This window comes from Streptomyces sp. NBC_01267 (assembly GCF_036241575.1).
In the GTDB taxonomy this organism is placed as follows: domain Bacteria; phylum Actinomycetota; class Actinomycetes; order Streptomycetales; family Streptomycetaceae; genus Streptomyces.
In genome coordinates this window covers 6,613,825-6,627,547 of the sequence record NZ_CP108455.1, presented here as the reverse complement: position 1 = coordinate 6,627,547, position 13,723 = coordinate 6,613,825, and the positions used below count along the sequence as shown (strand labels likewise).

Here is a 13,723-nt window from a genome sequence, read left to right as displayed (position 1 = left end):
ACGGCAACAGGGCTCCTCCGCAGCGCCCTTGCTCCGTTCGGACTCCGCGGTCAACCCTGCGGCGACTCCTGGGATGCGAGCGGCGCCGCCCCTTCTTAACGTGACGGAATGATCTTCAGACCAGCCGTACGTAGTCTCTGCGCGGGAGCTGTGGTGCTGGCGGCGAGCACCGCCATGATCGCTCCCTGCGCCGCCGAAGCCCCGCTTCCGGGCCCGCACGCACCGGCCGGACAGACCGGGCACAAGACCCGGGCCCCCGCCCTGCCCAGTCAGGTGTCGGCCCTGTCCTGGGTGGTCGCGGACGCCGCTACGGGCGATGTACTGGCCTCCAAGGACGCGCACCGCCATCTGCCCCCGGCCTCCACGCTCAAGACGCTCTTCGCGCTCACGGTGCTCCCCAAGCTGTCCGGGCAGGGGCTGCACACCGTGTCGCACGAGGACCTCGCGGGGATGGGCGAGGGCAGCAGCCGGGTCGGCCTCGTCGAGGGGCGCGCGTACCGGGTACCGGACCTGTGGCGCGGGGTGTTCCTGAGTTCCGGGGGCGACGCGGTACACGTGCTGGCCGCCATGAACGGCGGCTGGCAGAAGACCACCGACGAGATGCGGAAGCGGGCCGTCGAGCTGGGGGCCCACGACACGCAGGTCATGTCCCCGGACGGCTACGACACCCCGGGCCAGTACTCCTCGGCCTACGACCTGGCGGTCTTCGGCCGGGCGGGCCTGTCCGACCCGGCGTTCGCCCGGTACTGCTCGACCAGCGTCGCCCAGTTCCCCGGCGGCCTGGACAAGGACGGCCGGAGCGGCCCGTCCTTCGAGATCCAGAACACCAACCGTCTCCTGGCGGGCACCCAGGACGTCAGCCCCTACCCCGGCCTCATCGGGGTCAAGAACGGCTACACCACGGACGCGGGCAACACCCTGGTCGCCGCCGCCCGCCACGGGGACCGCACCCTGATCGTGACGGTGATGAACCCGCAGGAAGGCTCGGTGTACGAGGACGCCCGTGCCCTGCTCGACTGGGGCTTCGCCGCCGACGGCGCGGTCAGGCCGGTCGGCACCCTCCAGCCCGCCGCGGCGAAGACCACCTCCGACGCCAAGGGCGCGCAGGCACCCCCGGCGGCAGCGGCGGCTGCGGCCGGTCACCACACCACGACGAAGAAGTTCTCGGTGCTGGCGGGGGTGGCCGCGGTCGGCGCCCTCCTCGCCTCGCTGGCCTGCTCGCTGTGGCTGCTGCGGCGCCGGATGCGCCGCTAGGACCTGTCACGGCGAGCCGTGCCCCGTCACGGCACCGGATTCCGCGGACCCCGGTCTCGACCGCCGACTCGCGTCGTACGGCGGTCCGTTCAGGCGATGGTGGCGCCGCTCCACAGCAGCAGCGCCACATCCACCACCGCGACGGTGACCGCCGCGGCGAACGCCGCCCGCTCCCGGCGGCGCCCCACGACCGTCCCGGCCACCGCGACAGCGGCAGCCACTCCGAGAGCCGCCGGCGCCCAGCTGTCCGGCGGTCCGGCGGGTCCCAGCACCAGTACGGCCGACGCGGCCACCAGCGGGACCGGCAGCAGCAGCCGCGCGCCGTCGGGGCCCAGCCGGTGCGGCCAGCCCCGTACCCCCAGCTCCAGATCGCTGCGGATGTCGGGCAGCACATCCCCGAGATGGGCGCCGATCCCCAGCAGCGCGCCCGCGACGACGATCCACCACGCGGGCCACGGCTGCCCCGGCAGCCCCAGCGCGACGAAGGCCGGAAGGCCCGCGAACCCGATCGCGTACGGCAGCCAGGACCAGGCGGTCGCCTTGAGCTTGAGGTCGTACGCCCAGGCCCACGCGACCCCGGTCAGATGCACGGCGCCCGCCCGCGGCCCGCAGCCGAACGACAGGGGCACGCACAGCGCCAGCGCGAGGAACGCGGCAGTCCAGACGGTGCGTACGCCGACCGCGCCGGCGACCAGCGGCTTGCCGCGCTGCCGGGCGGCGATGTCCCTGGGCGCGTCGAACGCGTCGTTGCACCAGCCGACCGACAACTGGCCGGTGAGCACGGCGGCCACGGTCAGCGCACAACGCGGCGCGCTCTGCCCGGCGGTGACGGCGAGCGCGGCCATCAGGGCGGTGACCGCCAGCACGGGGCCGGGGTGACACGAACCCGCCAGAGCGGCCGTCACACCGCCGCGTCGACCGGCCGGGAGACCGGCCAGCGGCTGTTCGGGAGTTCCCACCCGGCGATCGTAGGGTCGGCCCCCTGCCCGGTGGCGCTGCGCCGCTCCCGCGCGTACGGGCGAACCGACCGTCGGGGCACCGGGTGTGTCGGGACCTCCGCCGAGGGGGCGGGGATGCTGCAATGCAGGGCAAGCCATCCCCGAGGCGGGAGAGCACATGACCCGGATCGCAGCCGTTCACGGCACCTTGGCACCGCACCGCCATCCCCAGCACGAGATCACCGACATGGTGGCCCGCGCCTGCCTGCCCGCGGGCGCCGACCGGCGGGCGCTCGACCGGCTGCACCGGAGTGCGAAGGTCCACTCACGGCACATGACGCTGCCGCTGGAGGAGTACGGGAAACTCGACGGGTTCGGCGCCGCGAACGACGCGTTCATCACCGGCGCCACCGAGCTGGGCGCGAAGACCGTCCGGGGCGCCCTGCACGCGGCCGGGCTGGCCGCCGACGACGTGGACCTGCTGATCTTCACCTCGGTCACCGGCATCGCGACGCCCTCCATCGACGCGCGGCTGGCCGTGCGTCTCGGTATGCGCCGCGACATCAAGCGGCTGCCGCTGTTCGGTCTCGGCTGCGCCGGGGGCGCCGCGGGGCTGGCCCGGATGCACGACTTCCTGGTCGGCAGACCGGACCAGGTGGCGGTGCTGCTCTCCGTCGAGCTGTGCTCGCTCACGCTTCAGCGCGGTGACAGCTCGATGACCAACCTGATCGCCTCCGCCCTCTTCGGGGACGGCGCGGCTGCGGTCGTCGCCTGCGGTGCGGACCGCTCCGACGTGGCGACCGGCGGTCCGGGGGCGACCGTCGTGGACACCCGCAGCACGCTCTATCCCGACACCGAGCACATCATGGGATGGGACATCAAGAGCTCGGGCTTCCAGGTCGTGCTCGACCCTTCCGTACCGGACATGATCCGCCGTCATCTCGCCCCGGACGTACGGAGTTTCCTCGGCGATCACGGGCTGAAGCCGAAGGACGTGGCCGCCTGGGTCTGCCATCCCGGCGGCCCCAAGGTCCTGGAAGCCGTCAGTGACGCGCTCGAACTGCGGGACGGGGCGCTCGACATCACCTGGCGCCACCTCGCCGACGTGGGCAACCTGTCCTCGTCCTCGGTGCTCCACGTGCTGCGCGACACCCTCGCCGGGGACCGTCCGGCACCGGGCACCCCCGGGCTGCTGCTGGCGATGGGCCCCGGGTTCTCGTGCGAAATGGTTCTGCTGCGCTGGTAGTCCGGAGGACCCCATGATCTGGTACGTGCTGCTGGTGGCCGCGGTCGCCGCCGAACGCGTCGCCGAACTCGCCGTCGCCCGACGCAACGAGCGCTGGAGCACGGCGCGCGGTGCGACCGTCGCGGGGCGCGGCCACTATCCGGCGATGGTCGCCCTGCACACCGGCCTGCTGGCGGGCTGCGTGGCCGAGACCTGGCTCGGCGCCCGGCCGTTCCTGCCCGCGCTGGGCCTGCCGATGCTGGCCGTGCTGGTGGCCGCGCAGGGCCTGCGCTGGTGGTGCATCGGGACGCTGGGGCCGCGCTGGAACACCAAGGTGATCGTCGTTCCGGGACTGCCACTGGTACGGGGCGGGCCCTACCGGTGGATGCGGCACCCGAACTACGTGGCCGTCGTCGCCGAGGGCATCGCGCTGCCGCTGGTACACACCGCGTGGGTGACCGCGCTGGCCTTCACCGCGCTCGACGCCGTACTGCTGTCCGTCCGCATCCGCTGCGAGAACGGGGCGCTGACCGCCGCGGAGGCACCACGGCCCGGTACGGGACAGGACGTCACGGCGTGATCGATGTGCTGGTGGCGGGCGGCGGTCCGGCCGGTCTGGCCACCGCGGTGCGGGCCGCGCTGGCCGGTATGGAGGCGGTCGTCGTGGAGCCGCGGACCACTCCCGTGGACAAGGCCTGCGGGGAAGGCGTCATGCCCGGCGGGGTCGCCGCACTGCGCGACCTGGGCGTCGAGGTGACGGGGCGTGAGCTGCGCGGCATCCGCTATCTGGACGGGGCCTCCCGCGCCGAGGCACCGTTCCGGGGCGCCGCCGGGCTGGGCATCCGCCGGACCGTGCTGCACACCGCGCTCCACCGGCGCGCCCGCGAACTGGGCGTACGGATGGTCACGGGCCGGATCGGCGCGGTCACCCAGACCGGGGACTCCGTCGGCGCGGCCGGTCTCACCGCGCGTTGGCTGGTCGCCGCCGACGGGCTGCACTCGCCGGTGCGCCGCGGCCTCGGCCTGGAGCTGCCCGACCGCTCCCCGGCCAGGTACGGGCTGCGCCGTCACTACCACTGCGCGCCGTGGACCGACTTCGTCGAGGTCCACTGGTCCCCGTACGGCGAGGCCTATGTGACTCCGGTCGGTGAGGACCTGGTGGGGGTCGCCGTACTGAGCCGGATCCGCCGGGGGTACGACGACCATCTGACCCGATTCCCCGCCCTGGCCGCCGCCTTGAGCGGTCCGCACGCGAGCACGGTCCGCGGCGCGGGCCCGCTGCGGCAGCGGGCGAAGCGCCGGTCAGCCGGGCGGGTGCTGCTCGTCGGTGACGCCGCGGGGTACGTCGATGCCCTCACCGGCGAGGGCATCGCCCTGGCGCTGGCCACCGCGGAAGCGGCCGTCCGGTGCCTGGCCGCGGGCCGCCCGGAGGCGTACGAGAGCGCCTGGGCCCGGCTGACCCGGCGCCACCGGCTGCTGACCGGAGCCCTCCTGGCCGCGAGCAGCCGCCCCCGGACCGCGCGCCTCGTCGTGCCCGCGGCAGCCCGCGTACCGGCCGTCTTCGCGGCTGCCGTCCGGGCACTCCAGTAGCCCGCCCCCGACATTCTTTTACGAGTAAAACACCTGTTAAGCTTTTTGCATGCCGAAACACGCCAGCAGCCCGCACGCGGGCGCGCCGCCCCGCCCCCAGCGGGTCCGTCCGCTGCCCCTGCGGACCACCGTGCAGCTGCGACGGCCCGTCGACGGCTGGCACAAGCCCGCCCTGAGCGCGGCGGCGGCGCTCGCCGTGCCCGATGTGACGCTCCTGGCGCTGGGCCGGATGGACCTCGTCCTGTACACCTCGGCCGGTGCGATGTGCGCGCTGTACGCACACGGCCTGCCCTACGCCGCGCGGGCCCGCACCCTGGTGCGGGTGGTGCTGTGCATGGTGGCGAGCCTCGGTGCCGCCCTGCTGGCCGGCTCGCTGATCAGCTCGCCCGCGCTGCTGGTCCTGCTGGCCTCGCTGCTCGCCGCCGTTCACAAGATGGTCTGCGACGCGACGCGTATCGGTCCGCCGGGCAGCCTCATCCTCACCTTCATCGCGGCCTCCGCCTTCTTCGTACCCCAGCACCTGAGCCAGCTGCCCCTGCATCTGGCCCTCGCCGTCGGCGGCGGGGCGGTGGCCTGGCTCGTCTGCATGGCGCCCGCGCTGGTCCGGCCGCAGGGGCCGGAGCGGATCGCGGTCGCCCGCGCCCTGGAAGCGGCGGCCGGACTGTGGCGGGCGGAACGGACGGGCGCGCTCCCCGGCCGGCGGGCCACCGCCACCGCGGTCAACGCCGCCTGGCACACACTCTTCCTCGTTCCCTCCGGCAGCACGGACCGGGCCGGTCTGGAACGGCTGCTCGTCCACGCGGAATCCGCGCTGGCCGCGCCCGCGGCGGAACCGGCCGCCGGCCGTCCGGCCGCAGATCCGGCCGCGGAGGCCCAGCGGTGCGCGGAGCTGGCCCGCTCCCTGCGACGCGACCGGTCCCTGCCTGCGATTTCCCGGACCGCGGCCGGGAGCAACGGGGTCAGCCACCTGCCCAGGCTTCCGGTGCCGGACCGGGCCGGTGGCGTGCGGGCCATCCTGGCGCGGCTGCGGCCCGGATCTCCGCTGCTGCCGATCGGAGCCCGGGTGGCCGTCGGCTGCACGCTCGCGGGATGGGCCTCGCTGGCGGTCGGCGTCGGGCACCCGTACTGGGCCGTCGTCACGGCGGCCTCGGTCTTCCAGGCGAACACCACGCTCACCTGGCAGCGGGCCGTCCAACGGCTCATCGGCAACCTGCTCGGGCTCGCCCTCTTCTTCGCCCTGCTGCCGCTGATCCACACCGGTCACCTGGCGATGGTGCTGCTCGCCCTGACCTTCCAGATCGGCGCGGAGGCGCTGATCACGCGCAACTACTGGCTGGGGTCGATCTGTGTCACCCCGATGGCGCTGCTGCTCACCGAGTTCGGCACCACCGTGCCGGCCCGCACCCTGATCTCCGACCGCGCCCTGGACACCCTGGCGGGGACGCTGGTGGGGCTGGCCTGCTGCCTGCTGGTCACCAACCGCCGGGCCACCGACCGTATCCACCAGGCCCTGGACCGGGTCACCGCAGCGGAGACCACGGCCCGCGGCGTACTCGCCCCGGACGCGGCTCCCGACCACACCGCGGGATGGGCCCGCGACCGCCTGGCGCTGGCGCTCGTGGAGCTGCGCGAGGCCGTCGACGTGGCGTCGGGCGAGTGGTGGCAGCGGGCCCTGCCCTCGGAGCACGTCGCCTCGGCCGAGCTGCACGGTCACCACACGCTGTCGCTCCTGGTCCGCCACACCGCCCCGCCGGTACTGGCTTAGGCCGCCCGGCGAACGGGAGGCAGAATCGTCCCGGACCGAGAGCGAGGAGGGGTACATGGCCGAGGACATCGTCGCGGGGGTGATCCGGCAGTGGGGACAGGTGCTGCCCGGTCTCGACACCGGCCCGATGGCCGTGATCGGACGGCTCAACCGCTGCTCCGCACTGCTGCAGCAGGCCGCCGACGCCCCGCTCCGGCGGGAGGGGCTCTCCCGCCCGGAGTTCGACGTCCTGGGCACCCTGCGCCGCGTCGACCACGAGTTGACGCCCGGCCGGATCGCCCGCGAGACCTTCGCCTCCGGCGCCGCGGTGACCAAGCGCGTACGGCAGCTGGAGGAGCGGGGGCTCGTCGCCCGGCGGCCCGACGACCGCGACCGCCGGGTCTCGCACCTGTCGCTCACCGAGGAGGGACGCACCCTCCTGGACCGGCTGCTCCCCGAACAACTGCGGTACGAGGCGGCCCTGCTGGACGGAATCGACGAGCAGCGCCGGGAGGAGCTGTCCGAGTCGCTGGGCGAACTGCTCGTGCTGCTCGAAGGGCGGCTGGGCAGCCTGCTGGGCTGACCCCGCCATCGGCCGGGCCCGCTCGCGCATGGTCCGTCGCTTTCCGGGCACCAGCGGCTGGAAGGGACCGCCCAAGAGCGAAGGAACGTACGACTGTGGACTCTCTCCCCACCCCCGGTTCGCCGATATACGACCAGTTGGTCCGGGAACACGGCGACGTGCTCGCCGAGGCCCGGAAACTGGCCGACCAGGCGCTGCTGGAGGCGGACCCGGCACAGTTCTGGGGTCGCACGCCGATGCGCCACCGCGTCCCCGAGGAGGTCCGCGCGGGCTGATCGCGGTGCCCGCACCCGGCACCGGACCGTACTGCCACAGGTAGGTTTTCGGCCACGAAGTCCGGCTCACGCCGTTCGGAGCCTTTTCGAGTGGCATGGCCCATTGGTGCAAAGTCTGAATCGGTTTGGTCACGACAGGCAACCACTCCGTCGTCTCACCGTTCTTCATGAGTAGCGATTCCCGAAGAGGGATCGCCGTTCGCACACAGACACGGAGTGAATGACGATGGTGCACCTTTCGGTTGTCGTACCGTGCTTCAACGAAGCGGAGGTGATCGACGCGTTCCACACCGCGTTGGTCGCCGCTCTCGAACCGACCCGGGAGACCTTCGAGATCTGCTACGTCGACGACGGCAGCAGTGACCAGACCCTGCGTCAGCTGCGTCGACTCGCGGCCGACGACCCCCGGGTGCGCTTCACCTCCTTCAGCCGCAACTTCGGCAAGGAGTCGGCCATGCTCGCCGGCCTGCGGATGGCGGGCGGCGACGCGGCCGTTCTGATGGACGCCGACCTCCAGCACCCGCCGGAGTTGCTTCCGCGCATGCTGGATCTGCACCGCCACGGCTACGACCAGGTCGTCGCCCAGCGCGACCGTGCGGGCGAGGGAAAGCTGCGGACCGCGCTCAGCCGTACGTATTACCGGATCGTCCGGCGCTGCATGGACGTCGAGGTCATCGACGGGGCCGGGGACTTCAGGCTGCTCTCGCGCCGGGCGGTGGACAGCGTGCTCTCGCTCCCCGAGAGCAACCGGTTCTCGAAGGGGATCTTCTCCTGGATCGGTTTCGACACGGTCAGCTTCACCTACCGCAATGTCGAGCGGGCGGCGGGCGAGTCGAAGTGGGGTGGCCGCCGACTGCTCAACTACGGCATCGACGGGCTGCTCTCCTTCAACAGCAAGCCCTTGCGGCTGGCCATCCACACCGGGCTCTGCCTCTTCCTCTCCGCTCTCGCCTACGCCCTGTGGATCATCGGGAACGTCGCGTTCGACGGCGTCGACACCCCCGGCTACACGACCCTGCTCACCGCGATCGTCGCGCTCAGCGGCATCCAGCTCGCCACCCTCGGTGTCATCGGTGAGTACGTGGGACGGATCTACCACGAGTCGAAGCGCCGGCCGCACTACGTGGTCCGCGAGACGGACACCGCCCCGAAGGAGTTCTCGCCCCGCTCCGCCCTGGAGTCCGCGGTCCCGGCGCGGCCGGCTTCATGAACCCGCAGCAGTCGCAGGACACCCGGGCGCAGGCCCCGCAGGCCCCGCCCACGAAGACCCGTACGCTCGGGCAGTTCCTCACCTTCGCGGCCATCGGGGTCGCCAACACCGCGGTCTACTACGCCGTCTACGCCACGCTGAACCGCTGGATCCCCTACCTGGAGGCCCATGTACTGGGGTGGGCGGTGAGCATCACGTTCTCGTTCCTGCTGAACTCGTACATCACCTGCCGCACCCGGCCCACCTGGCGCGCCTTCGCGCGGTATCCGCTGTCCGGCGCGGTGAACGTCGTGGGCAGCGGAATCCTGCTCTATCTGGCCGTGAGCCTGCTCGGGATGAACAAGGACATCGCCGCTCTCGCCGCGGGTGTCCTTGTCACTCCGTTCTCGTTCCTGCTGGCCAGGTGGGCCATCGACTCCGGGACGTCCGGCCCGAAGGAACCGGTCAGGGCAACCGCTTCCCGTGGGTGACACGGTCGAGGTGGTAGTACTGGGCGACGCAACTGGCGGGCCAGCCGTTCGGTTTGTGGCTGAACGGCTCCAGCATCTTCCCCACGTGCGTCGGCTTGTACGGGAGGACCTTGGCCCCGCCCGCCGCCTGCTGCCGCAGCCACTCGTCCTGACGGTCCCACTGCTTCGCCCTCACGTGCATCTGGTGCCCGAGGGTGTGCAGCGGACCGGCCAGTGAGAAGCAGACACCGGCGCAGAGCACGGCCGCGGCGGCCGCCACCGTCACCGTCCCGAGCGGTCGCCGCCGCATCGCCCGCCCCAGCAGGGCGCCGATCCCGGCGAGCAGCAGCACGTAGAGCAGCAGGTAGTCGTTCCACGTCCGCTCGGTGAGCTCCACCTTCGCGCCGAACACCGGGTACGTGATGACCGTGCAGAGGTACCCGGAGACGAGGAATGCCAGCACGCCCACCCCGGCCAGCAGGAACGGCCGGACGGGCAGCAGCGGTCCGGACGACCTCTCCCGTACGAGCAGCCCGAGCAGCAGTCCCGCGGCGACCGCGCCCAGGTACTGCCAGGTCGAGAAGACCGTCCCCAGGATGTCCAGGTAGTGCGCCATGGAGGCGGACAGCGAGTGGGGGTCGAGCATCGAGGTGCCCGCGCCGTACCGCTGGCGGCGGTTGCGTGAGCCGGGGGAGGTCACCAGCAGGACGATCCCGATGGCGACCCCGGCCATGGTGGCCAGGGACCAGCGGCGGGCGTAGCCCCGTACCTGCTCGGTGAAGACCTGGCCGGCGAAGAGCACGACGGCGGAGAGGACCACCAGCAGGACGACCGAGGTCTCCTCGGACAGCGTCCCCAGGAAGGTCCCGGCGATCACCGCGAACGCGAGGGCGGCGATCCGGCCGCGCGGCCCGCGCACCAGCAGGACCGGGATGAGCGCCGCGCAGGCGAGCACCGGCGCCAGGGTGTGCGACACGGAGGCGGCGGGCCAGTAGAAGGTCTTGTACGTGTTGGTGGAGGCGAGGAAGAAGACCACCGACACCATGGACGCCACCAGCAGCGGCACTCCGCGGGGCGCCGTACGGCCGGACCTGCGCACCACGAGGGCGATCACCACCCACAGCAGGCCCACCATGACGACGGCGCTGACCGGTGCGTACCACTGGTGGCCCGCGACGCCCGGCTTGGCGTAGAGCCCGACGAGCCAGCCGTTGGCGATGCGGCCGTTGTCCTTGAAGTAGAACTTGCCGGTGAGTCCGGAGATGCCGTGGTCCCGTACGTACGGCAGGAAGCACCACTCGTCCGCGCTGGGGCGCACGTACTGCCCGAACCAGCACGCCACGGCGAGCAGTCCGAGGGGCACCAGGGACAGTACCGCCGCCCAGGAGTTCACCAGTTCCCGGACCAGACCGCGGGGACCCCGCTCTCTCGTCGGCCGGGCTCCGTCGCCCGGTTGTCTGGGGACGGTGACGCTCGATGCGTCGACGGCCATGTGCACCACTGCCTCTCGGGGATTCTTCCGGTCGGTCCCCAAGACGTGATTCTTCGGGTCGGCGTTCCACCACGTGGCGCAACAGGACCGATATGACCCCCGATCGGGTGAACTCAGGTCGATTCCACACACACGCGTCAGGCGACGGACCCTATCCGGCCGACCGGGCCCTGCGAGCCGTTGTGGTGGATCGGGGTGTGCGCGCCGGTGAGCGGGACGCCGGTGCCGCCGCGGCGGTGGGCGACGATCTCCGCGCCGATCGACAGGGCGGTCTCCTCGGGCGTACGGGCACCGAGGTCCAGGCCGATGGGCGAGCGGAGACGGGCCAGTTCCAGCTCGGTGACGCCGACCTCACGGAGACGGGCGTTCCGGTCGAGATGCGTGCGTCTCGACCCCATGGCGCCGACGTAGGCGACCGGCAGGGTCAGCGCCAGTTCGAGCAGCGGGACGTCGAACTTGGCGTCGTGGGTGAGGACGCACAGCACGGTACGGCTGTCGACCTCGGTGGACTTCAGGTAGCGGTGCGGCCAGTCGATGACGATCTCGTCGGCCTCCGGGAAGCGGACGGCGGTCGCGAAGACGGGCCGGGCGTCGCAGACGGTGACCTGGTAGCCGAGCAGCTTTCCCACCCGGACGAGGGCCGAGGCGAAGTCGATCGCCCCGAAGACGATCATCCGGGGTGGCGGGACGCTCGATTCGACCAGCAGGGTGAGCGGCCGGCCGCAGAGTGAGCCGTCCTCGCCGATCTCGACGGTGCCGGTCCGGCCCGCGTCCAGCATGGCGGACGCGTTGCCCACCGCGGTGCGGTCCAGTTCCGGGTGGCCGCCCAGCGTTCCTTCGTACGAGCCGTCGGCCCGGACGAGGAGTGCGCGGCCGAGCAGTTCGTCCGGGCCGTCGGTGATACGGGCCACGGCCGCCGACACCCCCCGTGCGGCGGCGGCCAGCGCGGCCACGTACACCTCCCGCGACGGTGCGTCCGCGCGGAGCGGGGTGACCAGGATGTCGATGACTCCGCCGCAGGTGAGACCCACGGCGAAGGCGTCCTCGTCGCTGTAGCCGAAGCGTTCGAGAACGGTGGAACCCGTTTCGAGCGCCTGCTGGCACAGTTCGTACACCGCCCCCTCCACACACCCGCCGGAGACCGACCCGATCGCCGTGCCCGCACTGTCGACAGCGAGGGCGGCGCCCGGTTGCCGGGGCGCGCTCCCGCCGACCGCCACGACGGTGGCGACGGCGAATTCGCGGCCCTGCTCGACCCACCGGTTGAGTTCCTCGGCGATGTCCAGCATGTCGGTCTCCTTAACGGGTGTGTGAACGGGACAGGGCTACTTGACGCCCAGCCAGCTCTCGATGGGATGAAGCCCGAAGTAGGCCAGGAACAGGGCGGCGAGCACCCACATCAGCCAGCCGATCTCGCGGACCTTGCCCTGCGCCAGCTTGATGACGACGTGGGAGATGACACCGGCCGCGATGCCCACCGTGATGGAGTAGGCGAACGGCATCAGGACGGTGGTCAAGAACACCGGGATGGAGGTGGCCTGGTCGTTCCAGTCGATGTGCTTGGCGTTGGTCAGCATCATCGAGCCGATGACGACGAGGGCCGCCGCCGCGACCTGGGTCGGGATGAGCTGGGCGAGCGGGGTGAACACCAGACAGAGCGCGAAGCCGAGGCCGGTGACGACACTGGCCAGGCCGGTGCGCGCGCCGTCGCCGACGCCCGCGGTGGACTCGACGAAGACGGTCTGGCCCGAGGCCCCGGCGAGACCGCCGACGATGCCGCCGGCCCCGTCGATGGTGAGGGCCTTGTTGAGGCCCGGCATCTTGCCGTCCTGGTCGACCAGGTCGGCCTGCTGGCCCACGCCGATGATGGTGCCGATGGCGTCGAAGAATCCGGCGAGGACCAGGGTGAAGACGATGACACCGACCGTGATGCCGCCGACGTTGCCGAGGCCGTGGAAGGAGACGCTGCCGAGGAGGCCGAAGTCGGGTGCGCTGACGACGGAGCCCTTGAGTGCGGGGGCGTTGAGACCCCAGTCCTTCTGGCTGAGACCCGCGACCTGGTGGACGATCGCTGCGAAGACCGTGCCGCCGACGATGCCGATGAGGATCGCGCCGGGGACCTTGCGGACCTGCAGCACGAAGATCAGCAGGACGGTGACGGCGAAGCAGACCACCGGCCAGCCGGTGAGCATGTCGGCCGTGCCGAGCTGGAGCGGCTTCGCGCCGGTGACACCGCCGGGGCCCTTCATACCGGTGACGAATCCGGCCTGGACGAGGCCGATGAGGCAGACGAAGAGGCCGATTCCCATGGTGATGGCGTGCTTCAGCGCCAGGGGGATGGCGTTCATGATGAGTTCCCGCAGGCCGGTGACGACCAACAGGACGATGATGGCCCCGTAGATGAGGCACATCGCCATCGCGTTGCCCCAGGTCATCTCCGGGGCGACCTGGTAGGCCATGACGGCGGAGACACCGAGTCCGGCGGCGAGGGCCAGCGGCACGTTGCCGACGAAGCCCATCACGATGGTGGTGACGGCCGCCGCGAGCACGGTGGCGGTGGTGATCTGGCCGCCGTTGAGATGGTGGCCCGTGACATCGGCCCCCGAAAGGATCACCGGGTTCAGCAGGACGATGTACGCCATCGCCATGAAGGTGGTGATGCCGCCGCGCACCTCCGTCCCTACGGTCGAACCGCGCTGCGATATATGGAAGTACCGGTCGAGCCACGATCTGCCGGCGGGCTGGCGCGCGCCCTCGCCCGCGTCTTCCGGCACCGTTTCCGGGTCAATCGACTGCTGGGTCATGGTGCTTACTCCCAAGGTTCAAAGGGGCACCCGCGAGAAGGCCGGCTCTGCGGGTTTTGGGATGTGCTGCACGACCCGGGGGACGGCCCGAGACGAACTGGGTACTGCCGTGTGCGTACTGCGTCGTGCGTACTGCGTCGTGCGTACTGCCGTGTGCGT

Annotated in this window: 13 protein-coding genes; 9 read left to right on the top strand and 4 right to left on the bottom strand. The window is 71.9% G+C overall.

Annotated elements, in window-relative coordinates; all coding sequences use genetic code 11:
- The first annotated feature begins 108 nt into the window (after window positions 1-108).
- Entirely contained in the window at window positions 109-1,254 is a 1,146-nt protein-coding gene (locus OG709_RS29645) for a D-alanyl-D-alanine carboxypeptidase family protein (protein WP_250305917.1), read from the top strand.
- An 89-nt stretch (window positions 1,255-1,343) separates the two neighbouring features.
- Here OG709_RS29645 and OG709_RS29640 read toward each other — a convergent pair whose 3' ends face one another.
- Window positions 1,344-2,213 (bottom strand): UbiA family prenyltransferase, encoded by an 870-nt coding sequence (locus OG709_RS29640; RefSeq protein ID WP_266640050.1) that lies wholly within the window; start codon window positions 2,211-2,213, stop codon window positions 1,344-1,346.
- Window positions 2,214-2,370: 157 nt separating this feature from the next.
- On the opposite strand from OG709_RS29640, the gene OG709_RS29635 reads away from it, so the two are divergent.
- From OG709_RS29635 to OG709_RS29600, 8 genes are all read left to right on the top strand, one after another.
- Entirely contained in the window at window positions 2,371-3,438 is a 1,068-nt protein-coding gene (locus OG709_RS29635; RefSeq protein WP_250305913.1) for a type III polyketide synthase, read from the top strand.
- A gap of 13 nt (window positions 3,439-3,451) precedes the next feature.
- Window positions 3,452-3,997: an isoprenylcysteine carboxyl methyltransferase family protein gene (locus tag OG709_RS29630; RefSeq protein ID WP_250305912.1), complete on the top strand. Its 546-nt coding sequence runs from the start codon at window positions 3,452-3,454 to the stop codon at window positions 3,995-3,997.
- A complete protein-coding gene (locus tag OG709_RS29625; protein ID WP_250305910.1) occupies window positions 3,994-5,007 on the top strand; it encodes an NAD(P)/FAD-dependent oxidoreductase in 1,014 nt (337 codons plus the stop codon). The genes OG709_RS29630 and OG709_RS29625 overlap by 4 nt, the downstream gene beginning before the upstream one ends.
- A 49-nt stretch (window positions 5,008-5,056) precedes the next feature.
- Complete coding sequence (locus OG709_RS29620) at window positions 5,057-6,772, top strand: FUSC family protein (protein WP_329168248.1); 1,716 nt, start codon at window positions 5,057-5,059, stop codon at window positions 6,770-6,772.
- A gap of 55 nt (window positions 6,773-6,827) precedes the next feature.
- Window positions 6,828-7,334, top strand: a complete 507-nt coding sequence (locus OG709_RS29615; RefSeq protein ID WP_250305907.1) for a MarR family winged helix-turn-helix transcriptional regulator — start codon at window positions 6,828-6,830, stop codon at window positions 7,332-7,334.
- Window positions 7,335-7,429: 95 nt separating this feature from the next.
- Window positions 7,430-7,609 (top strand): hypothetical protein, encoded by a 180-nt coding sequence (locus OG709_RS29610; protein WP_250305904.1) that lies wholly within the window; start codon window positions 7,430-7,432, stop codon window positions 7,607-7,609.
- Window positions 7,610-7,835: 226 nt separating this feature from the next.
- Window positions 7,836-8,819 carry a glycosyltransferase family 2 protein gene (locus tag OG709_RS29605; RefSeq protein WP_323136600.1) on the top strand — a complete coding sequence of 328 codons (984 nt, stop codon included), beginning with the start codon at window positions 7,836-7,838 and terminating at the stop codon, window positions 8,817-8,819.
- Entirely contained in the window at window positions 8,816-9,289 is a 474-nt protein-coding gene (locus OG709_RS29600; RefSeq protein WP_250305902.1) for a GtrA family protein, read from the top strand. Before OG709_RS29605 ends, OG709_RS29600 begins: the two co-directional genes overlap by 4 nt.
- Here the strand turns inward: OG709_RS29600 and OG709_RS29595 are convergent.
- The 3 genes from OG709_RS29595 to OG709_RS29585 all read right to left on the bottom strand — a co-directional run bounded on the left by OG709_RS29595 (window position 9,264) and on the right by OG709_RS29585 (window position 13,564).
- Complete coding sequence (locus OG709_RS29595) at window positions 9,264-10,760, bottom strand: DUF6056 family protein (RefSeq protein ID WP_250305900.1); 1,497 nt, start codon at window positions 10,758-10,760, stop codon at window positions 9,264-9,266. The two genes, OG709_RS29600 and OG709_RS29595, sit on opposite strands and share 26 nt — an antisense overlap.
- A gap of 137 nt (window positions 10,761-10,897) precedes the next feature.
- Window positions 10,898-12,049: an XdhC family protein gene (locus OG709_RS29590; RefSeq protein WP_266640057.1), complete on the bottom strand. Its 1,152-nt coding sequence runs from the start codon at window positions 12,047-12,049 to the stop codon at window positions 10,898-10,900.
- A gap of 36 nt (window positions 12,050-12,085) precedes the next feature.
- Entirely contained in the window at window positions 12,086-13,564 is a 1,479-nt protein-coding gene (locus OG709_RS29585) for an NCS2 family permease (protein ID WP_250305898.1), read from the bottom strand.
- Between the last annotated feature and the right edge of the window lie 159 nt (window positions 13,565-13,723).